Raw genomic sequence first — 13,024 nt, 5'->3', positions numbered from 1 at the left:
GTCCTCATCAGGGGGGCCGGTCAAATCGCCCGTTTATGGCGTTCGCGCAGCTCTTCACGTTCTTTGGCTTCGATACACAGGGTGGCCGTGGGACGCAGCAGCAGACGTTGCAGGCCGATAGGCTCGCCGGTTTCACGGCACCAGCCGTATTCGCCGTGGGCCAGCCGCTCCAAGGCGTCGTCGATCTTGTCCAACAGCTTCTTTTCGCGCTCCAGCAGGCGCAGTTGCCATTGGCGCTGTTCTTCGGCGCTGCCGACATCCGCCGGGTCGCTGTTGGTTTCCTGCTCGCGTAACGCCAGGAACTCGGCGTCGATACGCGCTTGCAGCTCATTGCGCTGGGCCAGCAACAGCTCGCGGAAGAAGCCTTGCTGGGCCTCATTCATGTAATCGGCGGGCGGTTGGGCCAGGAGGTCTTGCTCAGTCATGGGAAACGGTTCATGGGTCAGGCGGTTTTTAATGTTATAGTATAACAACACAAATAAGCCAATCCCCCTTGCTCGTTACGACGAAGGGCGCAATGCTGGAACACTCTCTTGTTGCGAGAACCCCGATGAAATACCTGTTGTGCGCGCTCTTGTTGGCTGCGGCAGGCCAAGCCCACGCTCAAGCGCCGAGCCTGCTGGCCAATTGCACGCGCAGCGCCAACTTGCTGGCCTGTGTGGACCCATTGGGGAACGCCTATAGCGTGGCGACTGTCGGCAGCACCACGTATTTGCGCGGGTTCGAGGTGATCGGCAAACGCTACTGGGCGCAGACCAACAGCCGTTACGGCCAGCTGACGTTCTTTACCGGTTTGGCGTCCGATGGTGAGGCGTGGGTCGGCTACACCCGGCGCGTGGGCTGGACCACCCTCAACCGGTTCTCCAGTTCAGGTGGCGCCAGCGCCAAGTTCACGTGCAGCCGTATCACCGGTTGTTAGACCTGGCCGTTCTTTTGCTCCTGAACCCAGGCCATATAGCTGTTCATCGGCGGGTTCTTCTGGAAGTATTTTTTCAAGCCTTCGAACAGGCCATCTGCTACCGCTTGTTGATGACGCGCCGTCACCAGCCGCTGAGCGTCCTGAGTGTTGGAGATAAACCCGGTTTCCACCAGGATCGACGGTACATCCGGTGACTTGAGCACTGCAAAGCCTGCCTGCTCGACGCGTTTCTGGTGCAGCGTGGTGATGTTTTGCAGGCTGCCCAGTACCGAGCTGCCCAATTGCAGACTGGACGCGATGGTGGCGTTCATCGACATATCAAGAATCACCCCCGCGAGCATCGGGTCCTTGTCCTTGAGATTGAGCAACGTGGTGGCGCCGAGCAGGTCCGTGCCGTTTTCGCGCTGAGCCATGAAGCGCGCCGTGGCAGAGGTAGCCCCCCCTTCGGAGAGTGCATACACCGACGCCCCGGAGGCCGTCAGCCGTGGCGCGGCATCGGCATGCACCGAGATGAACATATCGGCCTTGTGCTGACGGGCGATGTCCACGCGCTTGCGCAGCGGCACGAAGAAGTCGTCATTGCGCACCAGTTTCACGGCGAAGCCCTTCTCGCGCTTCAAGCGTTTAGCCAGCAACTGCGCGATGGACAGCACCACGTCTTTTTCGCGCTGGCCTTTGGAGCCAACGGCACCTGGGTCCTTGCCGCCGTGGCCGGGGTCGACCACCACGATGATGTCACGCTTGGGGTGCGCTTTATCTACCGTCGCCGCTGATGCAACTGCTGGGGGCGCCGTTTCTGAGGCAATCAGGCGAGGCGCGTGGGTGGCATTAGTCAGATCCAGCACCAGGCGGTGACCTTGGCCATCCTGCGGCGGTAAGAGAAAACTGTTGAGCTGCATCGGCGCGGCCAGGTCCAGCACGATACGGGTATCGTTCTTGCCGAAATGCCCGGAGCGGATCGAGGTGATCCCACTGTTTTTCAATGCCAGCTGAGAAAAATCCCCCGCGAGCCCGGCACCGCTCAGGTCGATGATCACCCGTTCCGGTGCGGTCAGGGAAAAGGTCTTGTATTGCACCGGACCGCTGAGATCCAGCACCAACCGCAGTTTGTCATCCGAGCGCCACAGGCGCGCATTGCGAATCTGCGTGGCGTAAGCCCCCAAAGGCAAGGTGAACAGGGGACTGACCAACAGCAAGTTAAGGAGCTGACGTCTGTGCATGGCAAATACCGCAAATAAAGGAGCGTCCCTGCTCGACTTGACTGAAGAAAGGCTGAAGCAGAAAAATCATCGTCGACTCAATAGTTATAATATAACATGTCTTTTTATTTCCAACGATGGACCTGCCCATGAATGCGCTGACTCTGCCGGATATCGCCGCGCAGGCTTCACGCCAAGCCTTGCCACTCGAATGGGTGGGCATGTGCGGTATCGCCCTGCCCATCCTTATCGACGGCCAACGCCTGACCGCCACTGCCGACGCCGGCGTCAGCCTGGACGATGGCGCGGCCCGTGGCATTCACATGTCACGCTTGTACTTGGCCCTGGAAATGCTGGATCAGCAGCTTCTGACGCCTGCACTTCTGCGTAATGTACTTCAACGTTTTCTCGACAGTCATGAAGGATTATCTAAGAACGCCTACTTGCGTATTCACACGGATTTGCTGTTGAAACGCCCGGCACTCGTCAGTCCATTGGCCGGCTGGAAAAGCTACCCGGTGAGCATCGAAGCGCGTCTGGAAAACCAGATGTTCCACGTGGAACTAAAAATTGACGTTACCTACTCCTCAACCTGCCCATGCTCGGCAGCCCTCGCCAGGCAGTTGATTCAGCAGCAATTTCTCCAGGATTTTGCCAATACCCAGTTGCAGCATGCGGACGTGTTGACCTGGCTCGGCAGCGCCAGCGGCATCGTTGCCACTCCCCATAGCCAACGCAGCAGCGCTCAATTGCACGTTCAACTGCAAGGCGAGCACCTGCCCTTCACTGACCTGATCAATGACGCAGAAGCCGCCCTGGGCACCGCCGTACAGACCGCAGTGAAACGAGCGGACGAACAAGCCTTCGCCCTGGCCAACGGGCAGAACCTGATGTTCTGCGAAGACGCCGCCCGCCGCCTGAACCTCGCCTTGAAACGCTCGGATGCCGTCAAAGCCTTCCACCTGAAAGTGATCCACGCCGAAAGCCTGCACGCGCATGATGCCGTGGCTGAAAGCCGCTGGACGAGACCCTCTGCATGATCACCTGCACCGCCTTACGCTGGGGCGCTCCCGGCCAGCCACTGACGCCCGCCCTGGATCTCACGCTGGCAAAAGGCAGCCTTACAGGGATCATTGGTGCCAACGGCACTGGCAAAAGCAGCCTGCTCAAAGTCATCGCCGGCCTGCAAAAGCCGCTGGCCGGCAAAGTCAGCGTGGAGGTGCCACGCCGCGGCGGCTTGTCGTTCCTGCCCCAGCAACAACACCTCGATCGCCAGTTCCCCATCAGCCTGCAAGAGTTGGTCGCCGCCGGCTTCTGGGGCACCCAGCTCAGCCCGCAGCAACGCAGCCAGCGTCTGCAAACAGTACTGAAAGACTGGTGCCTCAGCGGCCTTGAGCACCGCCCATTGATGGCGTTGTCGGGTGGCGAATTGCAGCGTGCACTGCTCGCTCGCATGAGCCTGGCTGAGGCGCCAGTCTTGCTGCTGGATGAGCCTCACGCGGCGCTCGATGAAGAAGGCCAGGCGCTGTGCTGGAAACATGTACATGCCTGGCATGAGGAAGGCCGCACCGTGGTTATCGTTTGTCACGACCTCGCCTCCGTGCGCCATCACACCCAGCAAGTGGTACACATCAAAAGCACTGGCTGCGTGTTCGGGTCGAGCCAGGAACTGATCCGCCCACAACCGCACATGCAGGTGGCTTGATGCATTTCACCGCCCACCTGTGGATGCCCTTCCATGACTTCGTCTTCATGCGCCGCGCGCTGATCGGCGGCCTGGTGCTCGCCTGCAGCACAGCGCCGCTCGGGGTATTCCTGATCCTGCGGCGCATGAGCCTGATCGGCGACGCCGTCGCCCACGGCATCCTGCCCGGCGCCGCGCTGGGCTTCTGGTTCGCCGGCCTCAGCCTGCCTGCCTTGACCATCGGCGGCCTCGGCGCAGGTCTGAGCATGGCGGGTTTATCCGCATGGATCACCCGCCGCACCGGCCTGCGTGAAGATGCCAGCCTCGCCGCCATCTACCCCATCTCACTCGCCGCCGGCGTGCTGATCCTCGGCCTCGCCGGCAAGCGCCTGGACCTCTTGCACCTGCTGTTCGGCTCCGCCCTGGCCGTGGATGAAACCACTTTGACAGGCATGCTCTGGGTGTCCGGTTTCAGCCTGGTCGCCATGGCACTGATCTATAAGCCGCTGCTGCTGGACACCCTCGACCCGCTGTTCCTGCAAACCGCCAGTCGCCTCGGCCCCCTCGCACACGGGTTGTTCCTGACCCTGGTGGTGCTGAACCTGGTGATTGGCTTCCAGGCCATCGGCGCATTGATGGTGGTGGGCTTGATGATGCTGCCGGCCATCGCTTCACGCTTCTGGAGCCGGCGCCTGCCGGTGTTGATCGCCGTCTCGGCGGTGCTGGGATGCCTGTCGGTGTGGTTGGGCCTGTTGTTGTCGTTCTACTACTCGCTACCCAGCGGCCCGGCCATCGTGCTGGTGGCTGGCGGCGGGTACCTGCTGTCCGTGGTCTTCGGTCCGGTGCACGGCTTGCTGCGCCGCCCGCCTTTGCTTACATCCCAATGAGGTGTTTCCCGATGCGCGCTCTACTCGTGCTGTTCAGCCTGCTGCTACCGCTGTCGATGGTCCAGGCCGCCGACAAACTCCAGGTGGTTACCAGTTTCAGTATTCTCGATGACATCACCCACCAGATCGGTGGCGATCATATCCAGATCAGCAACATGGTCGGCCCCGACGCCGACGCCCATACCTACGAGCCCACCCCGGATGACGCCAAGGCGCTGCTCAAGGCCAAGCTGATCATCAAGAACGGCCTGGGTTTCGAGCCGTGGCTTGACCGCCTGGTGACCAGCACCGAAACCAAGGCAACCGTGGTCACCGCCAGCAAAGGCGTGATTTCCCACACCATGGAAGAAGACGGTGAAACCATCCCCGACCCACATGCCTGGCACAACCTGGCCAACGCCGAAATCTACGTGAACAACATCACCAAGGCGCTGGTGGCAGCCGACCCGGCCAACAAGGCCGATTACCTGCGCAACAGCCAGGCGTACCTGAAAGAGATCTACCGCCTGCTGGCCGAAGCCAAAACCAAATTCGGCGCACTGCCGGCGGGCAACCGTCGCATCGTCACTTCCCATGACGCGTTCGGCTACCTGGGCCAGGCCTACGGCATCCAGTTCCTGGCACCTCAGGGCCTGTCGACGGAACGTGAGCCTTCGGCCGCCGAAGTGGCAGCGCTGATCACCCAGATCCGCAAAGACAAGGTCAAGGCCGTGTTCATGGAAAACATCAAGGACTCGCGCCTGCTCAAGCAGATTGCAGACGAAAGCGGCGCGCAGATCGGCGGCACGCTGTACTCCGACGCCCTCGCCGCAGAGGGCCCGGCCAGCACCTTCACCGGGCTGTTCGAATACAACCTCAACACCCTGTGCGCCGCCCTGAGCAAACCATGACCTTGTGCATGCTCGACCGGGAAAAGACGGCCCCTGGCAATTACGTCCCTATCATTACGGAGCCTGACGCATGATCCGCAAGAACCCTTCCGGCGATCTCCCAGTGATCGCCGAATCGGCCTACGTCGACAAGACCGCAATCATCTGCGGCAAAGTCATCATCGGCGAGAATGTGTTCGTCGGCCCCTATGCCGTGATCCGCGCCGACGAAGTCGACGCGTCCGGCGACATGGACCCCATCACCATCGGCGCCAACTCCAACATCCAGGACGGCGTGGTCATCCACTCCAAATCCGGCGCGGCGGTGACGATTGGTGAGTTCAGTTCCATCGCGCACCGCTCCATCGTCCACGGCCCCTGCACCGTCGGCGACCGAGTGTTCATTGGCTTCAACAGCGTGCTGTTCAACTGCGCCGTGGGCGACGGTTGTGTGGTGCGCCACAACTCGGTGGTCGACGGCCGCGACTTGCCCGCCGCCTTCTACGTGCCGTCCACCACGCGCATCGGGCCTCACACCGACCTGTCGCAGTTCCCGCCGGTCAGTGTCAGCGCCTCGGAGTTTTCCGAAGACGTGGCCCGCACCAACGTCGACCTGGTGCGGGGTTACAAAGCCCTGCAAAACGAGTTCTGAGCCATGAGCCGCCTGCTGATCCGCAATGCCCGCCTGGTCAATGAAGGCCTGGAGTTCGACGCCGATGTGCTGGTCGCCAATGGCCGTATCGAGAAAATCGCCGGCAGCATCGAAGGCGGCAACGAGCCGGTGGAGATCGACGCCCAGGGTCAATGGCTGCTGCCAGGCATGATCGACGACCAGGTGCACTTTCGCGAACCTGGCGCGCCGGACAAAGGCAGCTTCTACAGCGAGTCCCGCGCAGCGGTGGCCGGCGGCATCACCAGTTTCATGGACATGCCCAACACCCACCCTGCCACCCTGACCCTGGAGGCGCTGGCCGATAAAAAGCGCCGCGCCGCCTTGAATTCGGTGGCCAATTACGGCTTTCACTTTGGTGTGAGCAACGACAATCTCGATACCGTGGCCGCCCTCGACCCACGGGAAGTCGCCGGGGTCAAAGTGTTCATGGGGGCCTCCACCGGTAATATGCTGGTGGACGACCCGCGTATTCTGGAGCGACTGTTTGCCGAAGTGCCGACCCTCCTGCTGGCCCACTGTGAACACACGCCCAGCATCCTGGCCAATGAACAGCGTCTGCGCGAGCGCTTCGGCGAACGGATTCCCGCCGTTGCCCACCCACTGATCCGCGATGCCGAGGCCTGTTACCGCTCGTCTTCGTTTGCCGTGGAGTTGGCCCAACGTCACGGCACGCGGTTGCATGTGTTGCACCTGACCAGCGCGCTCGAACTGGCTCTGTTCGAAGACAAACCCTTGTCTGAAAAACGCATCACCGCCGAGGTCTGCGTGCACCACCTGTTGTTCGATGACCGCGACTATCACCGTCTCGGCCACCAGATCAAATGCAACCCGGCCATCAAGACCCGCGCCGACCGCGACGCTCTGCGCCGTGCCTTGTTGAGTGATCGCCTGGATGTCATCGGCACCGACCATGCCCCGCATACCTGGGCGCAGAAACAGCTGGGCTATCGAGAAGCGCCGTCCGGGCTGCCGCTGGTGCAGCATGCGTTGCCGGCATTGCTGGAGTTGGTGGCTGACGGGCACCTGCCGCTCACCACGCTGGTGGCGAAGACCAGCCACCGAGTGGCTGACCTGTTTGCCATTCCCGAACGCGGCTACTTACGCGAAGGCTATTGGGCCGACCTGGTGCTGATCCAACCCGAGCCCAAAGGCAAACCCGTCAGCAGTCAACCGATCCTGGCACGCTGCGGCTGGACACCGTTTGCCGAACGCAGCTTTCGCCACAGCGTCAGCACCACATTGGTGTCCGGCCACCTGGCGTGGCACAACGGCCAGGTCGTCGACAGTTGCCAGGGCTTGCCCCTGCATTTTTTGCGTTAAGCGCGGGGTTTGACCGTACCGCAGTCGTTGCCCAGCCACTGGGCATGGGTGTCGAGGCTGCCCTTCTGCTGGATGCCAGTGGCATTGAAGGTGCCGTTGACGGTGGTGGTGAATTCCTTCTGGCTCTGGAAGGTGGCGACGCCACTACCTTGGGCTTTCGGGCAACTGAAACGGAATTTCCACTGGTTGCCGGTCTTGTCGGTCACTTCCTGCCTGCAGCCCGATTGCGGATCGGTCAGCGGGATCGAATCGGAGGCGACCTGAGCAGGCGTGAGGCACACCTGCACGCCTTTGCCGGCCATGGTGATGCCCTGTTTTTCCAGCATTGCACGTTGTTCGGGAGTCATCTGTTGCTTGAGCTGACCGAGGATCAGCGAAAGGTCCGGCAAGTCCTGGTTATCAACTTTCATATTGCTGGTAGTCAATTCCCACAACCCCGGCGCCAGCATCTGCGCCTGAGCCGCCACGGGCAGCGACAATCCAACAACCATGGCCAAACCAAGCAGACGAGCATTCATCGAGTAACTCCTGGGTAATTGTGGGCGTTAGACGCCGCAAAGGCGCCAGTGTTGCACGGCAAATAAAATAGCGACATTCGCAGCCGTTCATGGTCTGTTAGGCAGTCGATTGTCTGGAGATATGTCGTCCATGGATTTTTTTGGCCCGCACCTGCTCGCCTACTTCATTGCCACGCTGCATTTTCTCGGGACTCTCGCCGCGATCCACGCTGTGCTGACCGTCAGGACCGCCCAAGGCTCGATCGCCTGGGCGTTGTCGTTGATGTTCATGCCCTACCTCACGTTGATCCCTTACCTGATCTTCGGCCGCAGCACCTTCGACGCTTATATCCAGGCACGCCGCCAGGCCAACCAGGAAATGCACACCGCCATTGCCGAGCTGAACTGGCGCCCTTGGGTCGAAGAAGCCCTCGCCGCACGCAACTCCAGCGCCTACGCGTCGCTGCGCGCAATGCCCAAGCTGGGACGCATGCCGTGCCTGGCCAACAACCAAGTGCGCTTGTTGATCAATGGTGATGCCACCTTCAGTGCAATCTTCGACGCGATCCGCAGTGCCAGGAGCGCCGTGCTGTTCCAGTTCTTCATCATTCATGACGACGAACTGGGCAGGCAGTTGCATGCCCTGCTGAAGGAAAAGGCTGCTCAGGGCGTAGCCGTATATATGCTGTATGACCGCATCGGCAGCCATGCCCTGCCCCATCACTACGTGCAATCGCTGCGCGACGCAGGCGTACAGGTCAAGGCGTTCGCAACGCGCAGCGGCTGGCTCAACCGTTTCCAGGTCAACTTCCGCAACCACCGCAAGATCGTGGTGGTGGACGGCATCACCGGGTTTGTCGGTGGGCATAACGTCGGTGACGAATACCTGGGCAAAAAGCCGCCCCTGGCCCCGTGGCGCGATACTCACGTACAGGTGACCGGCCCGGTGGTGGCGTGCCTGCAAGAGTCGTTTGCCGAAGACTGGTTCTGGGCCGCGCGCAAGTTGCCGCCGCTGATCCTGCCTGACGCCTACCCCGAAGACGGCGTACTCTGCCAACTGCTCGCCAGTGGGCCGGCCGACTCGTATGAAACCTGCTCACTGTTTTTCGTCGAAGCCATCCACGCGGCAACCGAGCGAGTGTGGATCACCAGCCCGTATTTCATCCCCGATGAGGCCGTGTTCTCCGCGCTGCGCCTGGCCGTGCTGCGCGGCGTCGACGTACGCCTACTGCTGCCTTCACGTCCCGACCACCGCATCGTCTACGCTGCGTCCAGCCTTTACGCGATCGAAGCCGTACGCGCCGGGGTGCGCGTGTTCCGCTACACGCCGGGCTTTCTGCATCAGAAAGTGGTGTTGGTGGACAGCGAAATCAGCGCGATCGGCAGTGCGAACATGGATAACCGTTCGTTCCGACTGAATTTTGAAGTGATGTTACTGACGGTGGATGAGGCGTTTGCCGGCGAAGTTGAGCAAATGCTAATGGACGACTTCGCCCTGGCCCATGAAGTCAGCCAGGAAGAAAGCCGCGAGACCCGCCGCCTGCAACAACTGGGCATGCGGGTCGCACGACTGATCTCCCCGATTCTCTAAATGTGGGAGGGGGGCAAACCCCTCACCACACTTGAACTCAGGTGTCTTGAACGTCAGCGGTAGAGATCTTCCCGTGTCCACGGCAGTTCATGGCTGCCATCGGCATGGGGTTTCACCGCCAGGATCTGGTGCAGGTTGATCCAGCCCCGCGCAAACGCATAAGCGCAGCCTGCCAGGTACAACCGCCAAATCCGCAAGGCCTGCTCCGGCACCATCTGCGCCGCCGCTTCAAGGTTGTCCTCAAGGCGCTCGCTCCAGTGGTCCAGGGTGCGTGCGTAATGCAGGCGCAGGCTTTCGACGTCGACCACTTCCAGCCCGACTTCACTGATCTCGGCGGTCATCATCGCCAGGTGCGGCAACTCGCCGTTGGGGAAGACATAACGCTCGATGAAGTCCCCGGCGCCGCGGCCGACAGGACGACCGTCAGTGTGCTTGGCGGTAATACCGTGGTTCATCACCAAACCGCCCTCGCGCACCGCGCCAAACAGGGTTTGGCAGTACTGCGCCAGGTTGGCGTGGCCGACGTGTTCGAACATGCCCACGCTCACCACCTTGTCGAACCGGCCATCCTGAGGCAGGTCACGGTAGTCGAGCAATTGCAGGTCCACCTGGTCTTCCAGGCCCTCGGCTTTCACCCGTTCCCGGGCCAGCGCCAACTGCTCCTTGCTCAAGGTGATGCCAAATACTTTGACCCCGAACTCCCGCGCCGCAAAGCGCGCCAGCCCACCCCAGCCACAGCCTACGTCGAGCAAATACTCACCCGGCTGCAACCGCAGTTTGCGGCACAGGTGGCGAAATTTGTCTTGTTGGGCCTGGTCGAGGGTTTCGCTGCCGGTTTCGAAATAACCGCAGGAGTACGCCATGTCCTGATCCAGCCACAGCTGGTAGAACTCGTTGGACAGGTCGTAATGGTAGGAAATTGCCGCAGCGTCGGTGGCCTTGTCGTGGATCGAGCGCACCGGACGACTCCCCTCGTCGTCGTCGATCAGGGCATGACTGAGCTCGTCACACACCCGGATGACCTCGGAAATGGAGCCTTCCAGCTCCAATTTGCCCTCAACGAAGGCTTCGCCCAGTGAATCGAGCGTTGGATGGGTCAGTTGGGACACGACCGTGGGGTCCTTCACCACGATGGTCACACTGGGCGCAGGGCCCAGGTTGAATTCATGGCCGTCCCAGAGTCGAAGACGCAGCGGTAGCTGAAGATTCTGTAAGGCCGGTGGAAGTTGCGCGAGCATGAGTAGTCCCCCCTTGTTTCAGACGTCTGGAGTGAGGGTAGACCATCAGAAGACAAAGTAGGAGGCTATCGAATTGATAGTGCTCTTCTATGGGGCTCTACGTTCGAGCAAACCATCCTGGACCCACTGCTTAAGCCACGTAACCGCCTGCAGTGGTGCACCCTCTGCATAGGTGACTACCAATTGCGCGCACAGTTCTGAAAAATTCCAGCCGGTGGTCACCATTCCCGCCAGGGCAAACGCTTCATCAGGTTCAAGGCTGCGGTAGTGGCACACGTTCTGGTGCCGCCATACCAGGCAGTTGTGTGCCGGCGCCAGTGCGTGACTGCCGGGGAAGTCCGACTGATCCTTGCTTGCACGCCATATCGCCACGCTGTTGAAATGACACGGCATCTGCTGCACCGAAGGTACCAGGGCGACCTGCAAACCCGGCCAGTCTGCAGGCGGCAGTTGCGCCATGTCATCCAAGCCAAGCGGCTCACCCTGTGGCGCATCGAATGCCAGGGTAAAGGCCCATTCGAACCGCGCCAGTTCAGCCAGCGGCGCACTCTGTTCAGCCACCAAATGCTCGACGATAAACGCAGGGAACCGCTCGCCCAGCCAGCGCAAGCTGTAATGGGCAGACGGATAACGACGCACGTAGGCTTCGGTCAGAGACGCAAACTCTTCATCCCCCAGCCAATACCAGATGGCGCCGAAGTCATGCCGCAGCACTTCCTGCAGCCGCGCCAGGTAGGCGTTGTGATAGATCGCCAGGCCCGTGTCGACATCCAGCGTCGGCCCCCCCAGCAACGTGTCGGCAAAACCGCTGTTGGCCGCCGGGGTTGCGGATAACAGATGCTGCTCAAAGGCCAATTGCCAGTCGGTCAGGCGCATAGCGACCTCCTGGCCAGCGCAGCAGCGCCCAGTTCACGAGCCTTGCCCAGCTCGGTGAGCAACTCTTCAAACGGAGGAAAATGATCGTCGCGCTCCAATAGCGTCGAGATCGGCCCCAGGTGTTCCAGGGTTTGTTGATACAGCGCCCACACCGGATCGCACACGGGATGGTCATGGGTATCGACGACATAGTCGCCGTAGTCCATATGCCCGGCCAGATGCAGTTGGCGAATGCTGTGTGGCGGCAGGTTGCGGATGAAAGTCCAGGCATCGAAGCCGTGATTACGCGAGCTGACGTAGACGTTGTTGACGTCCAGCAACAACTGGCAGCCCGTCAGGTGGGTCAAGGCATTGAGGAATTCCCATTCGGTAAATTCATCTGCCTTGGAACGCACATAGCTGGAGACGTTTTCCAGCACCAGTGGACGCTGCAGTACGTCCTGCACTTGCAGAACACGCGCCGCCACGTGGTAAAGGCTCTCCTCGGTATAGGGCAACGGCAGCAAATCATGCAACTGATGCGCGCTGCCGCGGCTCCAGCACAGATGATCGGAAACCCACGCCGATTGCAGACGTACGGCGAGCTGTTTGATTTGCTTCAGGTAATCGGTATCGAGGGCATGGGGCCCACCGATGGACAAGGACACGCCATGCATCACCAGGGGATAGCGCTCGGCTATCGCCTCCAGGTAATACAAGGCTTTACCGCCCTGGACCAGATAATTCTCAGAGATGACCTCGAACCAATCCACCGCCGGTGATTGTTCAAGGATCTGCTGGTAGTACTCACTGCGCAGGCCCAGGCCGTAACCCAGACTCGGAAAGGAAGCGGACATGATGCACTCCTGGGCAAAGTGTCCGCAGCGGAAAAGGCATCCGCTGCGGTTGCACTCGGTTGCCGGTTACTCGCCGACTTTGCCGCCAGCCGCGTCACACGCTGCCTTGCTCATGGCCTTGAAGCCGTGGCCTTTGCAGACCGCCTGACCTTTGCAAGCGTTTTCAGCGGTTTTGCAGTCATTCATGCCTTTGCAAGAAGTCACACCGTAGCAATGAACAGTAGCGTCGGCGGCCTGTACCTGGGTAGCAACACCAGCAAACATAGTGGCGGCAGCGATGGCCAGGGCAGCACCGGAAACGGCATTCTTGATGTTCATTTTTGGTTCCTCAGAGTTCGATAGTGGGTGCCGGTCTGAACGGTTTGTTCAGTCTCGACACACCACTAGAGTGAGGTCCCTTGGCGGCGTTACAGCCTTTTGAAAAAACTTCCGGAA

At 60.7% G+C, this 13,024-nt stretch carries 15 protein-coding genes; 8 read left to right on the top strand and 7 right to left on the bottom strand.

The genetic code is table 11. From position 1 onward, the window contains the following. Nucleotides 1-20: 20 nt before the first annotated feature. A complete protein-coding gene (dksA, locus tag DK870_RS09950) occupies nt 21-425 on the bottom strand; it encodes an RNA polymerase-binding protein DksA (RefSeq protein ID WP_161548560.1) in 405 nt (134 codons plus the stop codon). 125 nt (nt 426-550) lie between these two features. On the opposite strand from dksA, the gene DK870_RS09945 reads away from it, so the two are divergent. After that, complete coding sequence (locus DK870_RS09945) at nt 551-919, top strand: hypothetical protein (protein ID WP_060756608.1); 369 nt, start codon at nt 551-553, stop codon at nt 917-919. On the opposite strand, the gene DK870_RS09940 is transcribed toward DK870_RS09945, so the two are convergent. Next, complete coding sequence (locus DK870_RS09940; protein ID WP_161548558.1) at nt 916-2,139, bottom strand: N-acetylmuramoyl-L-alanine amidase; 1,224 nt, start codon at nt 2,137-2,139, stop codon at nt 916-918. The two genes, DK870_RS09945 and DK870_RS09940, sit on opposite strands and share 4 nt — an antisense overlap. Before the next feature lie 128 nt (nt 2,140-2,267). On the opposite strand from DK870_RS09940, the gene folE2 reads away from it, so the two are divergent. The 6 genes from folE2 (at nt 2,268) to DK870_RS09910 (ending at nt 7,551) form a co-directional block, all read left to right on the top strand. Further along, entirely contained in the window at nt 2,268-3,158 is an 891-nt protein-coding gene (gene folE2, locus DK870_RS09935; protein WP_161548556.1) for a GTP cyclohydrolase FolE2, read from the top strand. Further along, the gene (locus DK870_RS09930) at nt 3,155-3,823 is read left to right on the top strand and encodes a metal ABC transporter ATP-binding protein (protein ID WP_161548554.1); all 669 of its coding nucleotides are present in this window, start codon (nt 3,155-3,157) and stop codon (nt 3,821-3,823) included. Before folE2 ends, DK870_RS09930 begins: the two co-directional genes overlap by 4 nt. Beyond that, on the top strand, nt 3,823-4,689 hold the full coding sequence (locus DK870_RS09925; RefSeq protein ID WP_161548552.1) for a metal ABC transporter permease: 867 nt from the start codon (nt 3,823-3,825) through the stop codon (nt 4,687-4,689). Before DK870_RS09930 ends, DK870_RS09925 begins: the two co-directional genes overlap by 1 nt. Nucleotides 4,690-4,700: 11 nt before the next feature. Then, nucleotides 4,701-5,579 (top strand): metal ABC transporter substrate-binding protein, encoded by an 879-nt coding sequence (locus DK870_RS09920; protein WP_060756603.1) that lies wholly within the window; start codon nt 4,701-4,703, stop codon nt 5,577-5,579. Between the two features lie 70 nt (nt 5,580-5,649). Then, the gene (locus DK870_RS09915; RefSeq protein WP_060756602.1) at nt 5,650-6,210 is read left to right on the top strand and encodes a DapH/DapD/GlmU-related protein; all 561 of its coding nucleotides are present in this window, start codon (nt 5,650-5,652) and stop codon (nt 6,208-6,210) included. Nucleotides 6,211-6,213: 3 nt separating this feature from the next. After that, the gene (locus DK870_RS09910; protein ID WP_161548550.1) at nt 6,214-7,551 is read left to right on the top strand and encodes a dihydroorotase; all 1,338 of its coding nucleotides are present in this window, start codon (nt 6,214-6,216) and stop codon (nt 7,549-7,551) included. Here the strand turns inward: DK870_RS09910 and DK870_RS09905 are convergent. Then, nucleotides 7,548-8,069: a DUF3617 domain-containing protein gene (locus DK870_RS09905; protein ID WP_161548549.1), complete on the bottom strand. Its 522-nt coding sequence runs from the start codon at nt 8,067-8,069 to the stop codon at nt 7,548-7,550. The two genes, DK870_RS09910 and DK870_RS09905, sit on opposite strands and share 4 nt — an antisense overlap. 130 nt (nt 8,070-8,199) lie before the next feature. Here DK870_RS09905 and cls point away from each other — a divergent pair, with 130 nt between their 5' ends. After that, nucleotides 8,200-9,639 (top strand): cardiolipin synthase, encoded by a 1,440-nt coding sequence (gene cls / locus DK870_RS09900; RefSeq protein ID WP_060756599.1) that lies wholly within the window; start codon nt 8,200-8,202, stop codon nt 9,637-9,639. 53 nt (nt 9,640-9,692) lie between these two features. On the opposite strand, the gene cfaB is transcribed toward cls, so the two are convergent. The 4 genes from cfaB to DK870_RS09880 all read right to left on the bottom strand — a co-directional run bounded on the left by cfaB (nt 9,693) and on the right by DK870_RS09880 (nt 12,907). After that, a complete protein-coding gene (gene cfaB, locus DK870_RS09895) occupies nt 9,693-10,877 on the bottom strand; it encodes a C17 cyclopropane fatty acid synthase CfaB (RefSeq protein ID WP_060756598.1) in 1,185 nt (394 codons plus the stop codon). 87 nt (nt 10,878-10,964) lie between these two features. Next, nucleotides 10,965-11,753, bottom strand: a complete 789-nt coding sequence (locus DK870_RS09890; RefSeq protein WP_161548546.1) for a DNA-binding domain-containing protein — start codon at nt 11,751-11,753, stop codon at nt 10,965-10,967. After that, nucleotides 11,744-12,589, bottom strand: a complete 846-nt coding sequence (locus DK870_RS09885; RefSeq protein WP_161548545.1) for a DUF692 domain-containing protein — start codon at nt 12,587-12,589, stop codon at nt 11,744-11,746. The genes DK870_RS09890 and DK870_RS09885 overlap by 10 nt, the downstream gene beginning before the upstream one ends. 66 nt (nt 12,590-12,655) lie before the next feature. Next, on the bottom strand, nt 12,656-12,907 hold the full coding sequence (locus DK870_RS09880) for a hypothetical protein (protein WP_060756595.1): 252 nt from the start codon (nt 12,905-12,907) through the stop codon (nt 12,656-12,658). Between the last annotated feature and the right edge of the window lie 117 nt (nt 12,908-13,024).

Source organism: Pseudomonas sp. Q1 (genome assembly GCF_009935975.1).
In the GTDB taxonomy this organism is placed as follows: domain Bacteria; phylum Pseudomonadota; class Gammaproteobacteria; order Pseudomonadales; family Pseudomonadaceae; genus Aquipseudomonas; species Aquipseudomonas palleroniana.
The sequence above is the reverse complement of the archived record's forward strand: the minus strand, read 5'-3'. Positions and strand labels throughout refer to the sequence as shown.

Excerpts from the sequence above, each read along its gene's own strand:
- DK870_RS09940 (WP_161548558.1), bottom strand. The coding sequence starts at position 2,139 with ATGCACAGACGTCAGCTCCTTAACTTGCTGTTGGTCAGTCCCCTGTTC.
- DK870_RS09880 (WP_060756595.1), bottom strand. The coding sequence starts at position 12,907 with ATGAACATCAAGAATGCCGTTTCCGGTGCTGCCCTGGCCATCGCTGCC.
- DK870_RS09930 (WP_161548554.1), top strand. The coding sequence starts at position 3,155 with ATGATCACCTGCACCGCCTTACGCTGGGGCGCTCCCGGCCAGCCACTG.
- DK870_RS09920 (WP_060756603.1), top strand. The coding sequence starts at position 4,701 with ATGCGCGCTCTACTCGTGCTGTTCAGCCTGCTGCTACCGCTGTCGATG.
- DK870_RS09925 (WP_161548552.1), top strand. The coding sequence starts at position 3,823 with ATGCATTTCACCGCCCACCTGTGGATGCCCTTCCATGACTTCGTCTTC.
- DK870_RS09915 (WP_060756602.1), top strand. The coding sequence starts at position 5,650 with ATGATCCGCAAGAACCCTTCCGGCGATCTCCCAGTGATCGCCGAATCG.
- cls (WP_060756599.1), top strand. The coding sequence starts at position 8,200 with ATGGATTTTTTTGGCCCGCACCTGCTCGCCTACTTCATTGCCACGCTG.
- folE2 (WP_161548556.1), top strand. The coding sequence starts at position 2,268 with ATGAATGCGCTGACTCTGCCGGATATCGCCGCGCAGGCTTCACGCCAA.
- DK870_RS09945 (WP_060756608.1), top strand. The coding sequence starts at position 551 with ATGAAATACCTGTTGTGCGCGCTCTTGTTGGCTGCGGCAGGCCAAGCC.
- DK870_RS09885 (WP_161548545.1), bottom strand. The coding sequence starts at position 12,589 with ATGTCCGCTTCCTTTCCGAGTCTGGGTTACGGCCTGGGCCTGCGCAGT.
- cfaB (WP_060756598.1), bottom strand. The coding sequence starts at position 10,877 with ATGCTCGCGCAACTTCCACCGGCCTTACAGAATCTTCAGCTACCGCTG.
- DK870_RS09890 (WP_161548546.1), bottom strand. The coding sequence starts at position 11,753 with ATGCGCCTGACCGACTGGCAATTGGCCTTTGAGCAGCATCTGTTATCC.
- DK870_RS09905 (WP_161548549.1), bottom strand. The coding sequence starts at position 8,069 with ATGAATGCTCGTCTGCTTGGTTTGGCCATGGTTGTTGGATTGTCGCTG.
- DK870_RS09910 (WP_161548550.1), top strand. The coding sequence starts at position 6,214 with ATGAGCCGCCTGCTGATCCGCAATGCCCGCCTGGTCAATGAAGGCCTG.
- dksA (WP_161548560.1), bottom strand. The coding sequence starts at position 425 with ATGACTGAGCAAGACCTCCTGGCCCAACCGCCCGCCGATTACATGAAT.